This window comes from Thermodesulfovibrio sp. 3462-1, assembly GCF_040451425.1.
GTDB classification, from domain to species: domain Bacteria; phylum Nitrospirota; class Thermodesulfovibrionia; order Thermodesulfovibrionales; family Thermodesulfovibrionaceae; genus Thermodesulfovibrio; species Thermodesulfovibrio obliviosus.
In genome coordinates, this window is record NZ_CP144374.1 from 380,774 (window position 1) to 402,536 (window position 21,763).

At 34.6% G+C, this 21,763-nt stretch carries 23 protein-coding genes; 21 read left to right on the forward strand and 2 right to left on the reverse strand.

The window, feature by feature from the left end:
* Positions 1-3: 3 nt before the first annotated feature.
* From V4D31_RS01875 to V4D31_RS01930, 12 genes are read left to right on the forward strand one after another with little or no spacing between them, the layout of a single operon-like run.
* A complete protein-coding gene (locus tag V4D31_RS01875; protein WP_353686554.1) occupies positions 4-1,032 on the forward strand; it encodes a hypothetical protein in 1,029 nt (342 codons plus the stop codon).
* Positions 1,022-1,828, forward strand: coding sequence for a MinD/ParA family protein (locus V4D31_RS01880; protein WP_353686555.1), 807 nt, complete (start codon positions 1,022-1,024; stop codon positions 1,826-1,828). Before V4D31_RS01875 ends, V4D31_RS01880 begins: the two co-directional genes overlap by 11 nt.
* Before the next feature lie 3 nt (positions 1,829-1,831).
* Positions 1,832-2,533 (forward strand): FliA/WhiG family RNA polymerase sigma factor, encoded by a 702-nt coding sequence (locus V4D31_RS01885; RefSeq protein ID WP_353686556.1) that lies wholly within the window; start codon positions 1,832-1,834, stop codon positions 2,531-2,533.
* A gap of 48 nt (positions 2,534-2,581) precedes the next feature.
* Positions 2,582-4,462, forward strand: coding sequence for a HEAT repeat domain-containing protein (locus V4D31_RS01890; protein ID WP_353686557.1), 1,881 nt, complete (start codon positions 2,582-2,584; stop codon positions 4,460-4,462).
* On the forward strand, positions 4,459-5,310 hold the full coding sequence (locus V4D31_RS01895) for a protein-glutamate O-methyltransferase CheR (RefSeq protein WP_353686558.1): 852 nt from the start codon (positions 4,459-4,461) through the stop codon (positions 5,308-5,310). The genes V4D31_RS01890 and V4D31_RS01895 overlap by 4 nt, the downstream gene beginning before the upstream one ends.
* Positions 5,311-5,326: 16 nt before the next feature.
* A complete protein-coding gene (locus V4D31_RS01900) occupies positions 5,327-5,701 on the forward strand; it encodes a response regulator (protein ID WP_353686559.1) in 375 nt (124 codons plus the stop codon).
* A 12-nt stretch (positions 5,702-5,713) separates the two neighbouring features.
* Positions 5,714-6,118, forward strand: a complete 405-nt coding sequence (locus V4D31_RS01905) for a chemotaxis response regulator CheY (protein WP_353686560.1) — start codon at positions 5,714-5,716, stop codon at positions 6,116-6,118.
* The gene (locus V4D31_RS01910) at positions 6,118-7,815 is read left to right on the forward strand and encodes a chemotaxis protein CheA (RefSeq protein ID WP_353686561.1); all 1,698 of its coding nucleotides are present in this window, start codon (positions 6,118-6,120) and stop codon (positions 7,813-7,815) included. Before V4D31_RS01905 ends, V4D31_RS01910 begins: the two co-directional genes overlap by 1 nt.
* A 17-nt stretch (positions 7,816-7,832) precedes the next feature.
* On the forward strand, positions 7,833-9,017 hold the full coding sequence (locus tag V4D31_RS01915) for a protein phosphatase CheZ (RefSeq protein WP_353686562.1): 1,185 nt from the start codon (positions 7,833-7,835) through the stop codon (positions 9,015-9,017).
* Between the two features lie 12 nt (positions 9,018-9,029).
* Positions 9,030-10,085, forward strand: a complete 1,056-nt coding sequence (locus V4D31_RS01920) for a chemotaxis response regulator protein-glutamate methylesterase (RefSeq protein ID WP_353686563.1) — start codon at positions 9,030-9,032, stop codon at positions 10,083-10,085.
* A gap of 9 nt (positions 10,086-10,094) precedes the next feature.
* On the forward strand, positions 10,095-10,934 hold the full coding sequence (locus tag V4D31_RS01925) for an HDOD domain-containing protein (RefSeq protein ID WP_353686564.1): 840 nt from the start codon (positions 10,095-10,097) through the stop codon (positions 10,932-10,934).
* Positions 10,935-10,937: 3 nt separating this feature from the next.
* Complete coding sequence (locus V4D31_RS01930; protein WP_353686565.1) at positions 10,938-11,117, forward strand: hypothetical protein; 180 nt, start codon at positions 10,938-10,940, stop codon at positions 11,115-11,117.
* 161 nt (positions 11,118-11,278) lie between these two features.
* On the opposite strand, the gene V4D31_RS01935 is transcribed toward V4D31_RS01930, so the two are convergent.
* Complete coding sequence (locus V4D31_RS01935) at positions 11,279-12,862, reverse strand: FMN-binding glutamate synthase family protein (RefSeq protein ID WP_353686566.1); 1,584 nt, start codon at positions 12,860-12,862, stop codon at positions 11,279-11,281.
* A gap of 122 nt (positions 12,863-12,984) precedes the next feature.
* On the reverse strand, positions 12,985-14,244 hold the full coding sequence (locus V4D31_RS01940) for a helix-turn-helix domain-containing protein (RefSeq protein WP_353686567.1): 1,260 nt from the start codon (positions 14,242-14,244) through the stop codon (positions 12,985-12,987).
* Between the two features lie 286 nt (positions 14,245-14,530).
* Between V4D31_RS01940 and flgF the strand changes: the two genes are divergently transcribed.
* The 9 genes from flgF to flgK are packed head-to-tail and all read left to right on the forward strand — an operon-like array spanning position 14,531 to position 21,763.
* Positions 14,531-15,250: a flagellar basal-body rod protein FlgF gene (flgF, locus tag V4D31_RS01945; protein WP_353686568.1), complete on the forward strand. Its 720-nt coding sequence runs from the start codon at positions 14,531-14,533 to the stop codon at positions 15,248-15,250.
* Positions 15,251-15,262: 12 nt separating this feature from the next.
* Entirely contained in the window at positions 15,263-16,051 is a 789-nt protein-coding gene (gene flgG, locus V4D31_RS01950) for a flagellar basal-body rod protein FlgG (protein WP_353686569.1), read from the forward strand.
* A 3-nt stretch (positions 16,052-16,054) separates the two neighbouring features.
* A complete protein-coding gene (gene flgA / locus V4D31_RS01955; protein WP_353686570.1) occupies positions 16,055-16,720 on the forward strand; it encodes a flagellar basal body P-ring formation chaperone FlgA in 666 nt (221 codons plus the stop codon).
* Complete coding sequence (locus V4D31_RS01960) at positions 16,717-17,433, forward strand: flagellar basal body L-ring protein FlgH (protein WP_353686571.1); 717 nt, start codon at positions 16,717-16,719, stop codon at positions 17,431-17,433. Before flgA ends, V4D31_RS01960 begins: the two co-directional genes overlap by 4 nt.
* A 45-nt stretch (positions 17,434-17,478) precedes the next feature.
* Complete coding sequence (locus tag V4D31_RS01965) at positions 17,479-18,642, forward strand: flagellar basal body P-ring protein FlgI (RefSeq protein WP_353686572.1); 1,164 nt, start codon at positions 17,479-17,481, stop codon at positions 18,640-18,642.
* Positions 18,643-18,649: 7 nt separating this feature from the next.
* Positions 18,650-19,366, forward strand: a complete 717-nt coding sequence (locus V4D31_RS01970; RefSeq protein ID WP_353686573.1) for a M23 family metallopeptidase — start codon at positions 18,650-18,652, stop codon at positions 19,364-19,366.
* 35 nt (positions 19,367-19,401) lie between these two features.
* Positions 19,402-19,701: a flagellar biosynthesis anti-sigma factor FlgM gene (gene flgM, locus V4D31_RS01975; RefSeq protein ID WP_353686574.1), complete on the forward strand. Its 300-nt coding sequence runs from the start codon at positions 19,402-19,404 to the stop codon at positions 19,699-19,701.
* Positions 19,685-20,125: a flagellar protein FlgN gene (locus V4D31_RS01980; protein WP_353686575.1), complete on the forward strand. Its 441-nt coding sequence runs from the start codon at positions 19,685-19,687 to the stop codon at positions 20,123-20,125. Before flgM ends, V4D31_RS01980 begins: the two co-directional genes overlap by 17 nt.
* Positions 20,126-21,763, forward strand: coding sequence for a flagellar hook-associated protein FlgK (gene flgK, locus V4D31_RS01985; protein ID WP_353686576.1), 1,638 nt, complete (start codon positions 20,126-20,128; stop codon positions 21,761-21,763). It begins immediately after the preceding gene.

Below are 21,763 nucleotides of genomic sequence, written 5' to 3' on the forward strand. Positions count from 1 at the left end.
GCTATGAAAATAAAAAAATTTCAGGGTAAGAGCTTTAAAGAGGTTTTAGAAATAGTGAAAAATGAGATGGGACCTGATGCTGTGATTCTGTCAACCTCATCTAAAAAGGAGCCTTTTTCAAATAATTCTTATGTAGAGGTTACTGCTGCAATAGATGACAGTGAAGCATTTTATCAAGACAGTTTAAATAGCAGATTGACTACTGGTGTTGATCATGAAGTATTTAAAGAAATAGAAAGACTTAAAATTGAAGTAAGCCTTTTAAGAGAAAGTATTACAAAGTTATTCCCTTGTCTTAATGATATCTCAAAAAGAGGACTTTACAACTTTCTTATAAAAAACAATGTGGAACCTTATCTTGCTTTAATGCTTATAGAAAGAGCTAATGACATGAATGAATTAAGAACCGCTATTGAAAAGGACTTAAAAATATGCCAAAATAATTTTGATGAAGAAAAAGGATTTGTTTTTTATGGATTACCAGGTGTAGGCAAAACAACAACAATTTATAAAATAGGACAGATTTTAAGAACCAACAATCAAAAAATAATGCTTCTTTCACTGGACTCAAGAATATCATCTGTTGCTTATATAAAGGAATTGGCATTAAAGTTAAAATGTGAAGCAAAATTTGTAAAAGATTCAAAGGAACTTTACAAAGTAATGCACAAAGAAATTGACAGAAAAAAGATTCTTATTGATACTGCAGGAGATGCAAACATAAGCATAGCTAGACAACTCAAGAATTTGTTAAAAGACATGCCTGTAAAAAAATGCCTTGTTATGGATGCATCAATGTCATTAGGCTCAAGTATTAGGGTTTTAACAACAATGGATACTGCTTCAGTGGATTGTATAAGTTTCAGCAAAATTGATTTAGCACAAACTTACGGGAATTTATATAATTTATCAGTTTTATCAGGTAAACCTGTAAGTTTTATAACTTCAGGAGCCTATGAACACCCTGAAGCCCGGGTATTTCCTCCTGAGACAATAACAAATCTTGTTATAGGAGGAGCAAGTGAAAACTAATTTGCCAAGAATTATAGCTGTTTCAAGTGGAAAGGGAGGAGTTGGAAAAACCAACTTTGTAACAAATATTGCTTTAGTTTTCAGAAGCATGCAAAAAAGAGTGCTTCTTATGGATGCTGATATTGGTTTAAGCAACATAGACATAATGTTTGGGATAGCACCAAAATTTAATATAAAGCACCTGCTTTCAGGTGAAAAATCAATGAAAGATATTATTGTTAAAACTCCTGAAGGAATTGATATTATTCCTGCCAGTTCAGGAATAAGAGAGCTTACTCAGCTTAACTATGTTCATAAAATGAGAATTATTGAAGAGCTTGAAAATATTGACAAAGACTATGATATATTTCTCATTGATACAGGAGCAGGAATTTCAGATAATGTAACTTTTTTCTGCTCTGCAGCACACGACACAGTAGTGATTGTCACTGCTGAACCAACCTCCATTGCGGATGCATATGCACTTATTAAGGTGCTTTATAAAGAACATGGAGAACACAACTTTCGCATAGTTGTGAATAATACTAAAAATCATAAAGAAGCAAAAGAGACTTTTAGAAAACTTTCAATGGTTACTGAAAGATTTCTTGGTATTTCACTTGATTGGCTTGGAGAACTTCCCTATGACGAAAAAATAAAGGAGGCTGTGATTGCCCAGAAACCCTATATAACTCTTTATCCAACCTCTGATTTTTCAAAAAAACTTACAGAAATTGCAAAGCAATTACTTAAAAAAGAGGTTAATTTATTAAAAGGAGGTATGCAGTTTTTCCTCAAAAAAGCTTTAATTAAATAGTTTATGTTTTACTCTGACGATGATAAAGAAAAGCTTATTAAACAATTTTTGCCGAAAATAAAGCATTATGCTTTAAGATATTATCATATTGTTCAATCTGTTCTCGAACTGGATGATTTAATTTCTGCTGGGATAAAGGGATTGCTTGAAGCATTAAATAAATACGACCCTTCATTAAATGTTCCGCTTCATTCATTTATAGATTACAGAATAAGAGGAGCTATAATTGATGAGATTCGCTGTCTTGATGTTTTTTCAAAAGAGTTTAGGAAAAAGATACAAGATTTAAAAAACGCCTACACAGCCTTAAAACAATCTGGTAAAGATCCTACAGATGAAGAATTGGCGAATTTTTTAAATATCACCAATACAGAATTACAGAAAGTTTACCAGAGTATAACAGCTTCTGATGTAATAAGTCTTGATGATTTTGTAATGAGTAAAGAGGGAGATAAATTAAATCTGCTTGAAGTCATATCAGATAAAAAAGATATTTTTGAGGAGATTAACTTTCGTGAACTTAAAGAAAAATTGTCAGCTGCTTTAGAGAAACTGCCAAAAATTGAAAAGCTCGTTTTATCTCTTTATTATTATGAAGAGTTAAATATGAAAGAAATAGCAGAGATTTTGGGAGTTTCTCTTTCTCGAGTAAGTCAGATTCACGGTAAAGCACTTTTAAAACTGAGACACTTTTTTGAAAAATAAAATAAAAAATTTTGTATAATATTATCAACTGCCTTTGGAGGTTTAATTATGAAAAATATAAAGCAGATAGTTTTTAAGCTTTTAAACGATCCTGACCCATCGATCCGCAGAAAGGCAGCAGAAGAGCTTGCTCATGCTGATGAAAAAGCAGTTTATCCATTAATTAAAGCTTTAAAAGATGAAAACACAGCTGTTCAGGAAGCTGCGATGCAATCTCTAATTTCCCTTGGCAATGAAAACAGATTTTTAATAAATTCAGGCGAAGTTGTTACATATATGGTTATTCCGCTTTTAAGAGAGGAAGAAGCTTATTTAAGAAACACTGCGATTTTAATAATTAAAGAAATAGGGCATAGAGCACCAGAGGTTATTTACAAACTTCTCAAGGATAAAGACTCTGATATAAGAAAGTTTGCCCTTGATTTAATTGCAGATATAAAAGAAGGATTTGATGGAGCAAGAATTCTTCCTTTACTTAAAGATGAAAACGGAAATGTCAGGGCTGCTGCTGCTCATGCATTAGGAGAACTTGGATACAAAGAAGCAATTCCTATTTTAATTGAGTGTTTGAAAGATGAAGAATGGGTTGTTTTTTATGTTTTACAGGCTCTTGCTCAACTCAAGGCAGAAGAGGCTTCAGAAAGCATAGGCGAGCTTCTTTTAAGTACTGACTCTCTTTTAATTAAAGCAGAAGCAATTGATACTCTCGGGAAAATAGGAACAGAAAAAGTTGCTGCTCCCCTTTTAAAATATTTTCCTGTTGCAACAAAAGATGAAAAGAAGGAGATTGTTAAAGCCTTAATAAGAATAGGCATAATTCCAGATGGACAGGGTTTAAAGGAAGAAATTCTTTCTATTTTTGCAGAACAGGAGTGGGAAGAAAAGCTGATAGCTTTAAAGGCAGTAAAACTATTAAATCTTGTAGAGGCTGTTCCTCTTATTGTAGAAGAAGCTGGAGCTCTTGATCCAAGTTGTTTTGACTATGAAGAAAAAATAGAGGCTTTGCAAGAAACTTTACTTTCAATAGATTCAGAGGATGAACTTATTTCAATGATTGAAAAAAACAAACTTAAGTATAGAGCAAAAGCTTTTGTTATAAAAGTGCTTGGTAAATTAAGAAGTAAAAAAGCAGTCCCAGTTCTCATAAAACTTCTTGAAGACATAAAAAGGGACATAAGAATAGCATCTGCAAAAGCACTTGGCGAAATTGGTGACAAAGAAGTATTACAGCCACTTATAAAAAGGAGCACTGAAGACCCTGATGCAAATGTGAAAAAAGCAGCTATAGAAGCTCTTGGAATGATAAGAGTTCCAGAAGCCTATGAGCCTCTTTATCATTTACTTGAAAAAGAAGCATATCCAGACATTATTGAAGCAATTGTTGCAGCTCTTATATCAATTGATCAGGAGAGATTTTTAAAAAATTTAAAGTCTTATAAAAAAGAAGTAAAGCAGGCTCTGGCAGGAATGACTTATTCAATAGATATTTTAAATATGCTTTCTCAATGTGAAGACAAAGAAGTGCAAAAAGCTGCTATATACGGACTTGGTAGAGTTGCTACAGAAGAAGCTATAGCTAAAATTCTTGAATTTATTAAATCTGATGCCTTAGAGTTAAAAAAAGCAGCTATTTTAGCTCTTGGAGAAGCTAATTTTTGTTCTGATGTATTGTTTCAGTGTCTTGAAGATGAAGACCCATGGGTTAGATATTATGCTGTAAAATCAATTAGCAAAGCTTGTGCACCAGAAATTTTAATGGAAAAACTCATTCCTCTTCTGGATGATCCATTCCCTCCTGTTGTAATTGCTACAGTGGAGGCTTTAGGAGAAATAGGTGGTGCTCAGGTTTATGACATTCTTGCTTCTAAAAGAGAACATCCTCACAGGGAAGTTAAAGAAAAAATAGAGGAGGTTTTGCAAAAAATATGATAACTCAGACTACTTCCTCTTCTGTAACAATAAATGATGAAGTTTTTAAACAATTGAGGGATTTTATCTATGAAAAGACAGGAATATATGTGCCTGATAATAAAAAATACTTTCTTGAAAACAGACTGAGCAGAATTTTAAAGGAAAAAAATCTGCGTAATTTTGAAGACTATCTTTATTTCTTAAAATACAGTGCCAATAAACATGATATAGGAAGACTTTTTGACGCAGTTACAACAAATGAGACTTTTTTCTTCAGAGAACCTCAACAATTTGAAGTATTTTCAAATGATCTTATTCCGCAAATAATTAAGGAAAATGGCCAAATGGGCAGAAAGGACATAAAAATATGGTCCGCTGCTTGCTCTACAGGAGAAGAACCATATACAATTGCGATGATATTACTTGAAAAACCTGAATTAGTTTCAATTAGAAAGGAAATATATGCTTCTGATATAAGTGAATCAGTTTTAATGTCTGCAAGAAGAGGCATGTATGGCTCTTACTCTGTTCGAAATGTTCCACCTCAGTATATGGCAAAGTATTTTAAAGATTCAGGTGGTATTTATGTTCTTTCTGAAACTGTAAAGTCAATGGTAAAATTTATGAACATAAATCTTATAGAAGAAAAAGAAGTTAAACAACTTAAAGGCATGGATGTGGTATTTTGCAGAAATGTCTTAATTTATTTTGATGATAAGGCAAAGAAAAAGGCAGTTTCTCTTATCTATGATGTTTTGCGTCCAAAGGGTTATCTTTTTGTGGGGACATCAGAAAGTCTTCATAACATTACAAGGGCTTTTCGTCCTGTTGTTATAAATAAAGTTGTTGTATATCAAAAAGTTTAGAGAGGAGGAAAACTTTATGAAAATTCTTGTAGTAGATGATGATAAAACAACAAGAAAAATGATTACTCTGATTCTTAAAAGCAAAGGCTATGAAGTTGTTACTGCTGAAAATGGACTTGAAGCATTGCAGAAGCTTGGACTTGAGAAAATAAACTTAATTCTTACAGATATGAATATGCCATACATGGATGGAATAGAGCTAACAAAACAGGTAAAAGCAAATCCTGATTTTTCTCACATTCCAGTGGTTATGATAACAACAGAAGCTGATGAAGATGAAAAAAAGAGAGCTTTTGAAGTAGGTGTTGATGACTATCTTGTAAAACCTACAAATGCTGAGCAGATTACTGAGAGCATGAAAAAAATAATAAAAAAAATTTTTAATAGATAAGGGAGGGGTAAGATGTTTAATTTTAAAATAAAAGTTCTGGTTGTTGATGACTTTCCAACAATGCGGAGGATTGTAAAAAATCTTTTAAAACAGCTGGGATTTGAAAATATAGAAGAAGCAGAAAATGGAGAAGATGCTTTAAGAAAGTTAAAAGCAGGTGATTATGGACTTGTTGTTTCGGACTGGAACATGCCTGTAATGGAGGGAATAGAACTTTTAAAACATATAAGAAGTGACCCTCAGCTTAAGGATATACCATTTTTGATGGTTACAGCAGAAGCTGAAAAAGAAAAAGTTATTGAAGCAATTAAAGCAGGCGTTGACAATTACATAGTAAAACCTTTTACAGGAGAGGTTCTTAAAGAAAAGCTTGAAAAAATCGCCCAGAAAAAACCATCTCTTAAAGGAGGACAATAATGGCTGATGAGATGGATGAAATAATAAATGAATTTATAGTGGAAGCTGAAGAGATTCTTGAACAGATTGATCCTCTTTTTGTAGAGCTTGAAAGTAAAGGTGAGGACCCTGAAATTATAAATGAGATATTCAGAGGAATGCATACTCTTAAAGGTGCTGCAGGATTTCTTGGATTTCAGAATGTTGTTGATGTGGCTCATAGAGCTGAGACAATTCTGAAAAAAGTCAGGGAAGGTGAAATCTCAATTTCACCAGAACTCACCGATGCAATTCTTAAAGCAGTAGATACATTAAAAATCTTGATTTCTCATATTAAAGCAAGAGAAGAACCTAAAGAAGATATTAAGCCAATTCTTGATTTACTTGATAGTGCTCTTCAGAAAGCTTCTCAGAAAAAGGTTTCAGAAACCGGTGAAGTTTTTGAAAAAGTTGAAAAAATTGAATCTCAGGAGGTTGAAGTAAAAACTACAGAGCCCAGAGAATCCACTGCACAGGCTCCAAAAGAAAAAGAAGTCTCCACTCTTAGAGTTGATGTTGAAAGGATAGATAAGGTTATGGATCTTGCTGGAGAGATAGTTCTTGCACGTAACAGACTTTTAAATCTTTCAAATAAACTTGAAGCAAAATACGCAGGGGATGAACATATAGAAGGACTTGTTGAAACTACAGCCTTTCTTGACAGAGTTACTTCAGATCTTCAGCTTGCGGTAATGAAGATGAGAATGCAGCCGCTGCAAAAAGTATTTGTAAAATTTCCAAGAATGGTGAGAGACCTTGCAAGAACCCTCGGGAAAGAAGTGGATCTTGAAATTATTGGCGAAGATACAGAAGTTGACAAATCAGTTATTGAGCATATTGGAGACCCACTTGTTCATATAATAAGAAATTCAATAGATCATGGAATAGAAACACCTGAAGAGAGAATCTCAAAGGGAAAACCATCACAAGGCAAGATTGTTATTAATGCCTATCAAAAGGGAACTCAGATTGTTATAGATATATCTGATGATGGCAAAGGAATAGATGTTGAAGCAGTTAAAGCAAAGGCAATTACAAAAGGGCTTATAACCTTAGAAGAAGCTGAAAAGCTGTCTGAAGAGGCAATAATAAATTTAATTTTTCTACCAGGTTTTTCCACAAAGGATGTCTCAACAGAGCTGAGTGGCAGAGGAGTTGGAATGGATGTTGTGAAATCCAATGTAGCAAAACTAAATGGATATGTAGAAATATTTACTGAAAAAGACAAGGGCACAACTTTCAGAATAAGTTTACCTCTTACACTTGCAATAATTCAGGCTATGATGGTTCAGGTTGGGCAGGAAGTTTATGCTATACCTCAATCTATGATTGAGGAGACCTTAAGAGTAGATATTAATGAAATTAAAGAAGTAACAGGCCAAAAGGTTCTTACAGTAAGAAACAGAGTTTTGCCACTTTTTATGCTCAATGAAATTCTTGGAGCCTTTGGTAGTGCTGAAAATCAGAGAAAATATGTTCTTGTAGCAAGTGTGGGAGACAAAAGATTTTGTATCTCTGTGGACTCTGTGCTTGGGCAGGAAGAAATTGTCATAAAAACTATAAATGGTGTAGACTCTGAAGAATGTGGAATAATGGGTGCTACAATAACAGGAGATGGCAAGGTTGTTTTAATACTTGACCTTGCTTTGCTTTCAAGAAAAGTCTTAACTATGAAATAAATTTAAGGAGATGGCAAATGAAACAGTATATTGGTTTTATTCTGGGTAAAAATGAATACACTATTCCTATTCTTCAAGTTCAGGAAATTATTAAGCTTCCTCAAATTACGAAAATGCCTGGAGTGCCTTTTTATGTTGAAGGAGTCACAAATCTTCGTGGTAGAGTAATTCCCATTGTAAATCTAAAAAGAATTCTTGGCATTGAAGAAGAAACAGTTGCAGGAAAAGTAGTTGTTGTCTCATCGGGCAGGGCAGTTTTTGGTGCCTTAGTTGATAATATTACTGGAGTGGTAAACATAGATGAAAAAGAAATTGAATCCGCTGAAGAGTTTATGCAGCATGGACAGAGTGCCATAGAAGGAGTTGCTCGTTTAAACGATAGATTACTTGTTTTACTTGATATAAAAAAATTAATTCCTGCAGAAGACCAGAGCCTTTTTGAGGAAGAAATAATTGAAGTTCATGAGGAGGGAGATAAAGTAGAAGTTGTAAAAAAAGTCAGCAGCATTGCAGGAGAAGTCACAGTAAGTGAAATTGTAGATCCCATAAGATTTTACGAAAAAAAAGGTATAACAAAGGATGATCCAAAATATCTTTTACTTGAGGAAATAACCAGTTTTATGAATGCAGTTGCTCAAGGAGACTATGAGTATGCAGACAGAATAATGAATAATATAATTCAGAAAAGTCAGAGTGATCTATTTAAAGAAGTAGGAAAAGTTGCCAGAAAACTACATGACTCTTTGAAAAGCTTTAGAGAAGCTCTTGACCCAAGATTAAAAGAAATAGCTACTGAAAGAATGCCAAGAGCAGTTGATCAACTTCAGATGGTAATTGATAAAACAGAAGAGGCAGCAAATAAAACAATGGAAATTGTTGAAAAATATATTTTAAAAATGGATGATCTGGCGAATCATATAAGAGGACTTCAAGGACCACAGGAAAGCATAGAATTCTTAAGAGATTTTAAAAATTCTCTTGAAGATGATTTAACAGAGATTCTCACAACTCAGTCTTTTCAGGATCTTACAGGCCAGGTTCTTAAAAAGGTAATCAATCTTGTAGGAGACCTTGAGATTGAACTTATCCGTCTTATAACCACTTTTGGATTAAAAATTGAGGAAAAGGAAGCTGTCACAAAAGAAGTTGAGAAAGTTTCACAGGAAGATGTTGATGAGCTTCTTAAAGAATTTGGTTTTTAAGGAGTGTTAATTATGATAAAAGTTTTAGTAGTTGATGATTCTGCTTTTATGAGAAAGGCAATAACAGCTATGCTACAGGAAGACCCTGAAATTAAGGTAATTGGAACAGCAAGGGATGGAGTTGAGGCTGTTCAGATGGTTCAGGAACTCAAGCCTGATATTGTAACGCTGGATGTTGAAATGCCAAGAATGGATGGCATAACTGCGCTGAAAGAGATAATGCAAAAATGTCCTGTTCCTGTTATTATGGTAAGTTCTCTGACAACTGAAGGAGCAAAAGTTACTCTTGAAGCATTGGAACTTGGTGCAGTTGACTTTATCCCTAAAAATCTTGCTGAGCTTTCTGTAAACATTGTAAAAATTAAGGGAATGTTAATTGATAAAATTAAAACAATTGGCAAACGAGGGCTTGTAAAAAGAAAACCTGTTATTAAACCTGCTGAGCCCAAAATTGAAGTTCCTAAGGTTGAGATTCCTAAAACAAGAATAACAACAGAAAGAAAAGTAGGTATTGTATCCATAGGAACATCAACAGGAGGACCAAAGGCTCTTCAGGAGATTATTCCAAAACTACCTAAGGATTTTCCTGTTCCTGTAGTAATTGCTCAGCATATGCCACCTAATTTTACAAAGCCTTTTGCTGAAAGACTTGATCAGCTAAGTCAGCTTTCAGTAAAAGAGGCTGAAGAAGGCGAGCCTATAAAGCCAGGTGTTGTATATGTTGCTCCTGGTAGAGGACATATGAGAATTAAAAGAAGAGGCATTGAAACTTTTGTTTCTATTTCAGAAGACAGAGAAGAATTTATCTATCGTCCAAGTGTGGATGTGTTGATGATGTCTGTGGCAGAATCCTATCCTGGAAGGACTCTCGGAGTAATTCTTACAGGAATGGGTAATGATGGAGCAAAGGGATGCAGGAAAATAAAAGAAACAGGTGGAAGGGTATTTGCTCAAAATGAAGAAAGTTGTGTAGTATATGGTATGCCGAGAGCAGTTGTAGAGGCAGGATTGGCTGATAAAGTGGTATCTCTTGAAGAGATGGCTGGTGAAATAATAAATGCAGTGTAGGAGGTATTTTTGCAGGAAGAAATTATAGAAAGAATAATTCTTAAAACAGTTGACATACCTTCTTTGCCACCAATTGCCATGAAAGTTATGGGACTTATTTATGATGATCATGCTTCTTTAAAAGCTCTTGAGGAGATAATCTCCAGAGATCAGGGATTTGCAACAAGACTTTTAAGAATAGCAAATTCTCCTTATTATGGTCGTGATAGAAAAATTGAGAATATTTCTCAGGCAATACTTCTCATTGGCTTTGAAACTCTTAAGTCGCTTGTTATTGCAACTTCATTAAGGGATTTATATAGAAATTTTGGAGTATTTGAGCAAAGACTGTGGGAACACAGTCTCGGAGTGGCTCTTTGTTCAAGTTTACTTGCTATGGCAACTCAGATGGTAACTTCAGATGAGGCATTGGTTTGTGGACTAATCCACGATGTAGGTAAAACAGTTATAAACAATGCAATGCCAGAAGTTTATTTTCAAATCTATGAAAAAATGTATAAAGAAAATCGTCCGGTAATAGAAATTGAAGATGAAACCTTAGGATTTAACCATACGCTTATAGGCAATCTTATTGCAAAAAAATGGAAACTTCCAGAAAAATTAGAAATGGTAATAACCTACCATCATACAAATCCATATCCAGATTATGAAGATCAGGCATTTGCGGATATATGTAATATTGTGAGAGTTGCAGACCAGATATGTCTTAATCTTGGGATAGGATTAAAAGAGCCATTTATAACTCAGATAGACTTTGAATCTCTTGGTTTGACAGAGGATGCTATAAATGAGCTTATAGGACTCTTCAAAATTAAGTTTGACCAACAAAAAGATTATTTACTGAGTTAAAAAATGAACCCTGAAGATAAAATAGATCCCCTGGGACCTTACAGCGCTATAAGATCTGTAAAAGAAGGTTCTGTTTTTGCAAAATATAAACTGAGAAAAAAATTTAAAAAGAAGGAAGAACAACCTGAGGGTAAAACTACACCCCGAGAATCTTCAGAACATAAAATAGACATTGAAGCATAAAATTCCATTCAGGAAAAATTTCCCATTTCAGCATAATGGTAGAGGGCATTTTTAAATCTGACGCTGTAGTTGGAGAGAATACTATTGTCAGTGTTCTCAAACTGACAAGGAAGTAGTTTTTTTAAAAAATAAAGGAGAGGTGTGAACCTCTCCTTTGAAAATTAATCTAAAAGAATTTTCTGAGCTTCCTCCATATCAGCTTCCATTACATAAGGAATACCTGTTACTTCAGAGGCTTCTTTTGTAAGTGCTACAAGGTCATTTCTGTCAAGATACTCAATTGAGAACTTTCTTGCACCAGCCATAAGCTGTTTTAATCCAAGAGTAAGTCGATCAACAAAGGTATACATGGCAATAGCACTCCATGGAAGTTTTTTGAAGGCTTTGCCGTATTTGTTCTTCAATAGTTCAGATGTTATAAAGATTTCTTCCACAGAGTTTCCATATTTTGCTATGTCCGCAGGAAGTTTGCCATCCTCATGCCATTTTTGTATATTCTTTCCGACAAAGGCTGGAATCATCAAGGCTCTTCCCATACATACTGCTTTAAAGTATGGTGCGCCTAATGCCAGTGCCTTGAATATGTGGTCTTCAAGAGAGAATCCACCAGCTATTGCAAGGTCTGGAACATATTTTTTCTTTGCTGCAAGCTGTTTTGCAAAGTTATAGGCAATTGACTGAAGATAAATTGTTGGAATACCCCATTCGTTCATCATTCTCCATGGGCTCATTCCTGTTCCACCACCAGCACCGTCAATTGTTACGAGATCTATTTCTGCATCAGAGGCAAAACGAATTGCTCTTGCAAGGTCAGTAATTCTATAGGCACCTGTTTTAAGGGAAATAAACTTTGCACCAGATTTTCTGTAATGTTTAACTGATTTTTCAAAACTTTCGTAGTCTACCATGCCCAGTCTTGAATGTCTTTCAAACTCCTTAAATTCACCATCTTTATAGGCTTTCTGAAAAATCGGGTCTTCAGGGTCTGGAAGAACTATATAACCTCTTTTCTTTAATTCAAGAGCTCTCTCTAAGCTTTTAAGTTTTACCTCTCCGCCAATGTCCTTTGCTCCCTGCCCCCACTTAAGCTCAATGCAAGTTACACCAAGTTTTTCTATAGCATATTCAGCTGATCCGAGTCTGACATCTTCTACATTTTGCTGAAGAATTATTTCGCCATATCCATCATACCATTCTTTAAAGCATTTTACTCTTCTTTCAAGCTCCGGAGATTTTGTGACTTTACCGTTTTTTCCAAACTCAGCTTTTGGATCCATGCCAACTACATTTTCACCAATTACAACCATAATTCCTGAAATTGCCGCACCTATGGCAAGCCCTTCCCAGTTGTCTTTTGCAATGTCTGTAGAACCAAGAGCACCTGTAAATATAGGAATGCGAAGCTTAATTTTATAGTTCTTCCCGATTTCTCTTTCAACATTAACAGCAGGGAATATAGCTTTATCAGGATCAGGCTCAATTCCTATTGCACCGACGCATGTTCCCTGAATATTAAGATGAGAGTAATCAACAGGATACTTTTTTGTTGCTCCTGCTGTGACCTTTCCAAAAGGTCCTGGATAAATTACTTCTCTTCCTCTGAATGAAGATTTTCCAACTTCGCAGAATGCCGGGCATCCATCAAGACAGACAGAACAGATGCCTGAAGACGGAGCTGGGTCAGAAACCCTGTTACGGGTTCCTGTTGCTGAACTTGCATTTGGTTGACCTGGAAATACATTCATGATAAACCTCCTAAAGTATTAATAAATTTTTCCCGAGTTAGTTTAGTATTACTAACTCTTAAAGGCAAAAAAATATCAATCATATTTTTTGCCTCTTTAAAAAATTGAGAAAAAATAAATAATTATCTGCTAATAATCAATAACTCTGCCTTTTCACCTCCTTTGTTATACCATTTTTCTGGCATAGATTTTTTAATATACAGAAAGTCTCCTTCCTGGAGATTGTAAGTAAAGCCATTTAAAGTTACTGAAATTTCTCCTTTTGTTATAAAGGCAAACATCAATTCTTTTTTTATGGGAAAATGTTCTTTTACAGAAGAATTGGGAGGCATCACAACAATATAGGCTTGAAATTTTTCATCAGATAAAACTTTATACACCTCTGCAAAGGAAATTTTATGAGGAAGCTTGCATAGTATATCTTGTTTTTTTATGACAGGTTTTTCTTCTATTCTGTTTTCAGTCAATATCTCACTTGCTCTAACTCCAAGAACTTCACAAATTTGTATAAAGGATATAATAGACGGAACTATCTGGTTGTTTTCAATCTGGGAAATAAATCCAGGTGTAAGATTAACTTTTTCTGCTAACTCTTTTTGGCTAATGTTCTTCAAGATTCTTATCTCTCTTAACTTGCTTCCAATATCCAGTGCAGGTATTTGATCAGTTGTTTTAATTTGTATTTCTTCACTGTCAGTTATTTCATAAATATGAGGTTTGAAGGCATCACGATTTTTTCTCCTTGACAATTTAAGTGCCTTAATGTAAAGATTATTTTTCCTTCTGTATAGTTCCAGAACTACCTGAGTTATATGTCTGATATTTGCTTTAAAATTCTGACTGTGGGCGTCTTTATCTAAAATCCAGTAGGCTACACTGTCAAGGTCAAATAGTCTTGGACACATATAAGTAAAAAAACTATAAGTATAACTCTCATCTTTAATAAGATTTTGCATTCCGGTTAAACTGTCAAATATATAGTAGATCTGAGAGGAAATTTTGCATTCAACTTTAGATATGGCATCTGTAAGCTTGTCGAGATTTGAAGGATCTGACAGTCTAATAATGTCAATTCTTTTACTAATTTCTTCATAGTCCCTTAAAAAAGTTGCATCGTTTTTACCTTTTCCTGAAGTAAAACAATCAATTATATGGAATTTATCGTTGATACAGTTATTAAATTCTTTTAAAAGGGTTTGAACTGATTTGTTGAAACTCACATATACAATATCTTTTGAATTAAAATACGAGGCTTCAATGAATTTTTTTATAAAAATTTCATAAGAAGTTCCTGAATTAACTTCCCATACAACATTATCACCAGGATAAATAAAATCAATTAGATTATCTAATCCTTTTATGCCTGAAGATATTTTTTCCATGGTAAACGGTTACCTCTTAGAATTACATTTTAGTATTAATAAAATCTTTTGTCAAGATTACGAATGTTCCTCAGATTGCCGATAGGAAACTCACTTTTGCTGTTAAAAAATCTCTGAGAAAGCGAAAGTGAATTTTCCATTGGCAATTTCAGGTTTTAGAAGAAATAGGAAAATTTTTCCTACCTGCAAGTATCTTTCGCTTAATACACTTCTTAATTTTTTTAACTTTTCCCAAATAGCAACTATTTAAAAAGTTGGCATAGCTCTTGCTTTACAATTTATCAGGATGTATAAAGGAATTTACATAACAATGACTGGCATGTTCATGAGAGAAAAGGAGCTTGAAGCTGTATCTCATAATCTTGCAAATATTAATACAACAGGTTATAAAAGGCAACAATTTGCAAGCAGGCTTTATCCCCTTCTTTCAGGAAGACCATCTGAGCTGAATGCTATTTATCAGGATGCAAGAGCTCAAACATATTTTGCAACCCAATATATTGATACATCACAGGGTGTTCTAAAACAAACGCAGAATCCATTTGATCTTGCGATAAAGGGAGAAGGATTTTTTGCTGTAAGGCAAGGAGATAAAATTTTTTACACTCGTGAAGGTTCTTTTACAAGAGATAAAGAGAACTTTCTCATCACCCAGGCAGGTCTAAGAGTTCTTGATGAAAATAACAATCCAATAGTAATTGATGGGACAAAAATAGAGATTGGCAAAGATGGCAGTGTCTCAGTTGATGGAAATCCTGTGGGAAGAATTAAAGTTGTAAAACTTAATAATCTCAGGCATCTTGGAAATTCTCTTTATGAAGGATTAGAGGCAGGACAGGCAAATGGTGAGATTCTTCAGGGCTGGATTGAAGGATCAAATGTAAATCCAATGAGTGAAATGGTTCAGATGATTCAGGCTATAAGAAATTTTGATCTGACTCAGAGAGCAACAAGAAATTTTGATGAGCTTGCCCAACGAGCAGTTAATGAAATTGCAAGAATATAAAGGAGGTAGAAAATGTTAAGGTCTCTTTTTACAGCAGCTACTGGAATGTATGCACAGCAACTAAATTTAGATGTTATTTCTCATAATCTTGCAAATGTGAATACAACAGGATTCAAAAAAGGAAGAGCAGAGTTTCAGGATTTACTTTATCAGAATATTATTAATCCTGGCGCACCTTCTGATGATGGAACACAATATCCTACTGGAATTCAAATTGGTCTTGGTGTTAGACCTGTTGCTGTAGCAAAATTTTTTACTCCTGGTGATCTTGTAAACACTGGTAATGACCTTGATCTGGCAATTGATGGAGATGGCTTTTTCCAGGTTACACTGCCTGATGGAACTATTGCTTATACAAGAGCTGGTAATTTCAGAATTGATAAAGATGGAAGAATTGTAACAAATGATGGATATCCAATCGAACCTGGAATTACTGTTCCAGCTGATGCATTAAAAATAACAGTTGGTGCTGATGGAACTGTAACAGTGTTACAGCCAGGCACAGTTGCACCTGTCCAGATTGGAACTATTGAACTTGCAAGATTTATAAATCCAGGTGGACTGCAGGCAATTGGTAAAAATCTTTTCATTGAAACAGATGCATCAGGCACACCTACAACTGGTGCTCCAGGCACAGAAGGAAGAGGAAGAATTGTTCAGGGCTTTTTAGAAATGTCAAATGTAAATATTGTTGAAGAGCTTGCAAATCTAATTATCGCACAAAGAGCTTTTGACATCAATTCCAAGGCAGTGCAGACCTCTGATGAAATGTTACAAACAGTGGCTTCTCTTAAGAGGTAAAAAATGCGTAAAGTTTTAGTTTTTTTGATAATTTTTATTTGTTTTTTGCTAATTTCATCAAGCTTTGCTTTTGATAGCAGTATTTTAGCAGAATTGCTTTCAAAAGAGATAAAAACATCGGTTAACCAAAAAGTCCAGATTGGACAGATAAAATTTATAGGTTTTGAACCTCAAAAAAGCTGTATCCCAGAAAATATAAAAATTAGAGAAATAAAAAGGCCAAGCTCAATAGAGTTTACCTTTAATTGCAATGCAAGACAGTATAGAGCTCTGGCAAATTATGAAATCCTAACCACAGTTTATGTTACTCAAAGAGTTTTAAAGAGAGGAGAAATCATAAAACAAGAAGATATTCTTGAGATACAACAACCTTTAAGCAGAATCCCTGTGGGAGCAATTACAGAGCGCAATTTAATAATAGGAAAAACACTCAAAAAAACTCTTGCTAAAGGTTTGATAATTAAAGAAGATTATCTTTATCCTAATACACCAGTTAAAAAAGGAAATGTTGTAAGTGTAATACTGCAATCTGGACAGGTCACTATAATGACAGAAGGTGTTTTGAAATCTGACGCTGTAGTTGGAGGGAATGCATGGGTAAGATTACAAACTGGCAAAGAAATTGTTGGCAAACTAATTGATAAAGATAAAGTGAGGGTAGGATTATGAGAAAATTAATTTTAGCGAGCCTTTTTATAATTTTTCTTACATCCTGTTCAGAACTTAAAGAAGTAAGAGATATTAAAAATGCAGGAATGCCTCCAAAATATTATCCTGAACCTCCTCAAACTGAATTGACAACAGAGGGTTCTTTATGGAGGAACAAAGCTTCTTTGTATGAAGATAAAAAAGCCCGAAGAGTAAATGACCTTGTAACCATCATAATCAATGAATCAACATCAGCACAGAAAAAAGCTTCAACCTCTGCATCAAGAGATTCCGGAGCAAATTATGGACTTAATACATTTTTTGGCATGAATACAGATTTTAATATCCAAAATCTTCCTCTTATAAATGGATTTTACAAAGCGGGAAATGTTTTTTCTCCATCAGTTAAAGGTTCTGCAAAAAGCGATTTTAAAGGAGACGGAGACACAGAGAGAGCAGGTAAGATTACTGGAACAATTACAGCAAAGGTTGTTGAAGTTTTACCTAATGGTAACCTTGTCATAGAATCAAGAAAAGAAATCATTATAAACAATGAAAAAGAAATTCTTGTTTTAAGAGGAATTATAAGGCCTGATGATATAAGTCAGAATAATACAATTCTCAGTCAGTATGTGGCAGATGCACAGATATATCTTGTTGGTGAAGGCACAATTGGTGATAAACAGTCTCAGGGCTGGCTCGTAAGACTGCTTGACAAAATCTGGCCCTTTTAAGGAGATTGTTTACAATTACTCCGTAATGGAAAAAGGAGGCGATGGATGAAGTTAAAATTTAGACTTCTTCAAAGCTTTAAAGAAGAAGTCATTCCATGCACCCTCAACGGGTATCCTGTTTTATTTTTTATATTTCTTGCTATTTTTCTTTTTATATCAAATGCTTCTGCTGAAAGAATAAAGGATATCGCAAACTGGGCAGGCATAAGAGAAAACCAGCTTGTTGGCTATGGTCTTGTTGTTGGTTTAAATGGAACAGGAGACAAAGACGGCACCTATCTTTATCAACCAATTGCAAATATGCTCAGCAGAATGGGAATTACTGTGAATGTAAAAGATCTGAAAGGAAAGGTGAAAAATGTTGCAGCTGTGATGGTTACTGCAAAGTTACCTACTAATGTCAGACCAGGTACAAAGATTGATGTTCAGGTTTCATCAATTGGAGATGCAAAAAGCCTTCAAGGTGGAACACTTCTTATGACTCCTCTTACAGGTCCTGATGGAGAAGTTTATGCAGTTGCGCAGGGTCCTGTTTCAATAGGTGGATTTATTGCTGCTGGAAGGGCTGCTCAGGCAATAAAAAATCACCAAAATGTTGGATACATTCCTGAGGGAGCTATTGTAGAGAAAGCAGTTCCAGTTAATTTAAATGCAAAAAATGAGCTTCAACTTCTTCTTCAGTTTCCAGATATAACCACTGCCAGGAATATTGCTGAAAAAATCAATGATACCTTCAAAACAGGGATTGCAAAAGCTTTAGACCCAAGCACTGTAGCAGTTAGTGTTCCATTGAATTATAGAGGAAATGTGCTTGATTTCATGGCTGAGGTTGAAAAAATTGAAGTTTCAACAGATTTGCCAGCTCGAGTAGTAATAAATGAGAGAACTGGCACTGTTGTTATTGGCTCTCATGTAAAAATAACTCCTGTAGCACTTTCTCATGGAGGCTTAACAATTACAATTAAAGAAACTCCAGAAGTAATTCAGCCACCTCCTTTAGCTCATGAAAGAGCAAGAACAGAGACTGTTCCGAGAACTGAGGTAAAAGTTGAAGAAAAACAAGCGTCCCTTCTGGAAGTAAAAGGCTCTACTGTTGGAGAGCTTGTTAAAGCCTTAAACGCTCTTGGAGTAACTCCAAAAGATTTAATTTCAATACTCGAGGCATTAAAGACTTCTGGTGCTTTAAAGGCTGATTTAATCATAATGTGAGGTAATTATGATAGAGAAAGTTAATACACAAGATATAAAGGTTTCCCACGATGCTAAAGAACTTTCAAAAAAAATTGAAACAGTTTTTCTTACTGAGTTATTAAAGGTCATGTTTGAAAATACATCTTTTGGTCAAGACAGAACAACATCCACTTATATGACAATTGTAATTCCCCAGATAGCGGAAATGATGGCTGGTAGTGTTGGAATAGGAAATTTTTTAACTGAGAATCCGAATTTTTTAAATAGTATTTCAAAAAACCAGAAAATTGAACTGAAACCTCCTTCAGAAAAACAGGAACAACAAAATAATCTGCCTAATAAGCTTTCTTTACCAGTTTCAGGTAGAATAACATCCTCCTTTGGATTAAGAATTGATCCAATAGATGGAAAGCTAAGGCATCATAATGGAATTGATATAGCAGTTCCGGAGGGCACGCCTGTTAAACCAGTTTTATCTGGAAAAGTTGTTTACTCTGGCTGGAGAGGTGGATATGGAAACTGTGTTATAGTTGATCATGGAAATGGGATTCAGACTGTTTATGCTCATAATTCAAAAAATCTTGTCAAAACAGGGGATACTGTTACTCCTCAGAGTGTTGTTGCTCTTTCAGGCTCCACAGGAAGAACAACAGGACCTCATCTTCACTTTGAAGTTCGTAAAGATGGAAAGGCTATGAATCCGGTAGCTCTGATAAATAATTTTGAAAAATCGACGATTTAATATATTAAACAATATCAAAAAAGGAGGTGTTTTAAATGATAGGAGGTCCAATAAGAATAGATGGAATAGCACCAAATGCTCAGCTCGCACCTGAGAAATCGCAGGGAAAGAATCCAGAAAGAACAGAAGAGGTTCTTACAAAAGATCAGGTTACTGTCTCTGAGGCAGCAAAGAATATTGCAAGGCTTATGGTAGAAGTAAGCAATATTCCAGATATAAGAGCTGACAAAGTGGATGAGCTTAAAAATACAATAAATTCAGGCACATATGAAGTTAAAGGAAGTGAAATAGCTGGAAAGATGATTAAGGAGGCTTTAATTGATAAGCTTGTATGAAGAGCTTTTAAAAATTCTTGAGGAAGAAAAAACTCTTCTTGAAGCTCTTTATAAAATTGTTTCAGAAGAAAGAGACGCTATTGTGGCATTGAAGGGTGATGAGCTTGAAAAAATAATGAGAGACAAAGAAACAGTTATAATGAAACTTTCTTTATGGGAGCAGGAAAGACTAAAGCTTCTTAAAAAGCATGATTTATCTGATAAATCTCTATCTGAGATAATCTCGCAGATTGAAAGCACTCAGGATGCTCAAAGACTGAAACAAATATATTCAGCAATGAAAACTCTTTTAGGTGCTACTTCAGAAATTCAGAAAGTAAACGAGCAACTTATTGATCGCTCAATAATTCACATTAACACAGCTATCAAATTTCTTGAATCCTTCGGCATAGCACCAAAGCAGAGCCTTTCAAGGGAGGCATAGATGGCACTCACTGCTCTTTTTGATATTGGCAAGACAGGAGTTTTAACATATCAGAAAGCTCTGGAAGTTGTATCCCATAATATTTCAAATGCAGCAACAGAGGGATACACAAGACAGGATGTGATTTTTCAAAATATGCCATCAGGAGTCATAAGTGCCCAGGGAGTCTCTGGCAGAGGAGTAAAAATTTCAGATATAAGAAGAATGTATGACTCATTTATTGAGCTTCAACTTAAAACAGAAAGTTGTCGTCTTGCCTACTGGAATGTTGTTCAGAATGGAATGCTGAGGCTTGAAAATATTTTTAATGATGCTTCTGATGTTGCCTTAAGCAATGTAATAAATGATTTTTTTAATACCTGGCAAGAACTGAGTCAGAATCCACAGGGAACCACAGAGCGTTCTTTACTTATTGACAAGGCAAATTATCTTGTTCAGAGAATGAATACTTCATACAAATCGTTAATTGATGAAAGATACGAGATTTATCAGGACAGTAAGAGTCTTGTTGACCAGATAAATCAGTATATTGATCAGATAAATGAATTAAACGAAAAGATTGCTGCAAGCCCTGGTGCTCTTGATGCAAAGGACCAGAGAGAGAATCTCCTAAAGCAGCTTAATGATATTGTTAATATTACCTATTTTGAAGACAATGCTGGAAGATATTCAATTTTAGTTGGAGGCATGCCTCTTGTTGATGGAGGAAAGGTTTACCATATGAGTGTTGGACTTGACAGCAATCAAAACATGCAGTTTAAAGTTGAGACAGCATCAGGAAGCATTGATGCAACAGAATTAATTCATGGAGGAAAGCTTAAGGCAGAGATTGATTTAAGAGATAGTGTAATTCCTGAATACATGAACAGACTTAACATGTTTGTTTTTGACTTTACAGAGGCAATAAATGCTCAGCACAGAAAAGGATATGGACTTGATGGCTCAACTGGAGAGAATTTCTTTAGTAGCCTTTATGATTTAAACATAAACTCTGGTTCAATTGGCAATCTTATTTTTAAAATTAACAATGTAAATCAGAGCACCTATTATGAATATAGAGTTCAATATGATGGCACTAACTGGACTGTAACAGATACTACAAATTCTTTACCTGTAACGCCTGCCATAACTTCATGGACAGAAGGCACAGACACTTACTACAAGCTAAGCTTTAATGATATGGAAATAACAATAAAAAATCCTTCAAATCCTCTTGATTTTAATTTCCAGATAAAAGCAAACACAGCTCTTTATTTTTCAGTTGCAATAACAGATATAAATAAAATTGCAGCAGCAGGCAGTGATCCTACTTCCAGTTCAGGTCCTATGGATAACACAAATGCAAGAGCAATTTATTCACTTCTTGATGCTCCAGTAATAGGGAATGCAAAACCAGTAGATTTTTATAGGTCAATTGTCTCAGAGATAGGTGTTTACTCTTCAAGTGCTCAAACTCAAAAAAACTTTCAGGATGCTTTAGTTCAGGAAATGCAAAAACGAAGACAGGATATTTCCGGTGTGAGTCTTGATGAAGAAGCTGTTAATCTTGTTAAATATCAGAAAATGTATGAAGCATCTGCACGGGTAATAAGAGTTGCAGATGAAATACTTTCAACACTTTTTGATATGGTGAGGTAG

Coding starts and splice junctions, on each gene's coding strand:
- V4D31_RS01930 (WP_353686565.1), top strand. CDS start 10,938: ATGAACCCTGAAGATAAAATAGATCCCCTGGGACCTTACAGCGCTATA.
- flgA (WP_353686570.1), top strand. CDS start 16,055: ATGCGTAAAGTTTTAGTTTTTTTGATAATTTTTATTTGTTTTTTGCTA.
- flgM (WP_353686574.1), top strand. CDS start 19,402: ATGATAGGAGGTCCAATAAGAATAGATGGAATAGCACCAAATGCTCAG.
- V4D31_RS01910 (WP_353686561.1), top strand. CDS start 6,118: ATGGCTGATGAGATGGATGAAATAATAAATGAATTTATAGTGGAAGCT.
- V4D31_RS01920 (WP_353686563.1), top strand. CDS start 9,030: ATGATAAAAGTTTTAGTAGTTGATGATTCTGCTTTTATGAGAAAGGCA.
- V4D31_RS01875 (WP_353686554.1), top strand. CDS start 4: ATGAAAATAAAAAAATTTCAGGGTAAGAGCTTTAAAGAGGTTTTAGAA.
- V4D31_RS01965 (WP_353686572.1), top strand. CDS start 17,479: ATGAAGTTAAAATTTAGACTTCTTCAAAGCTTTAAAGAAGAAGTCATT.
- V4D31_RS01885 (WP_353686556.1), top strand. CDS start 1,832: ATGTTTTACTCTGACGATGATAAAGAAAAGCTTATTAAACAATTTTTG.
- flgG (WP_353686569.1), top strand. CDS start 15,263: ATGTTAAGGTCTCTTTTTACAGCAGCTACTGGAATGTATGCACAGCAA.
- V4D31_RS01960 (WP_353686571.1), top strand. CDS start 16,717: ATGAGAAAATTAATTTTAGCGAGCCTTTTTATAATTTTTCTTACATCC.
- flgF (WP_353686568.1), top strand. CDS start 14,531: ATGTATAAAGGAATTTACATAACAATGACTGGCATGTTCATGAGAGAA.
- V4D31_RS01895 (WP_353686558.1), top strand. CDS start 4,459: ATGATAACTCAGACTACTTCCTCTTCTGTAACAATAAATGATGAAGTT.
- flgK (WP_353686576.1), top strand. CDS start 20,126: ATGGCACTCACTGCTCTTTTTGATATTGGCAAGACAGGAGTTTTAACA.
- V4D31_RS01970 (WP_353686573.1), top strand. CDS start 18,650: ATGATAGAGAAAGTTAATACACAAGATATAAAGGTTTCCCACGATGCT.
- V4D31_RS01915 (WP_353686562.1), top strand. CDS start 7,833: ATGAAACAGTATATTGGTTTTATTCTGGGTAAAAATGAATACACTATT.
- V4D31_RS01890 (WP_353686557.1), top strand. CDS start 2,582: ATGAAAAATATAAAGCAGATAGTTTTTAAGCTTTTAAACGATCCTGAC.
- V4D31_RS01940 (WP_353686567.1), bottom strand. CDS start 14,244: ATGGAAAAAATATCTTCAGGCATAAAAGGATTAGATAATCTAATTGAT.
- V4D31_RS01935 (WP_353686566.1), bottom strand. CDS start 12,862: ATGAATGTATTTCCAGGTCAACCAAATGCAAGTTCAGCAACAGGAACC.
- V4D31_RS01905 (WP_353686560.1), top strand. CDS start 5,714: ATGTTTAATTTTAAAATAAAAGTTCTGGTTGTTGATGACTTTCCAACA.
- V4D31_RS01900 (WP_353686559.1), top strand. CDS start 5,327: ATGAAAATTCTTGTAGTAGATGATGATAAAACAACAAGAAAAATGATT.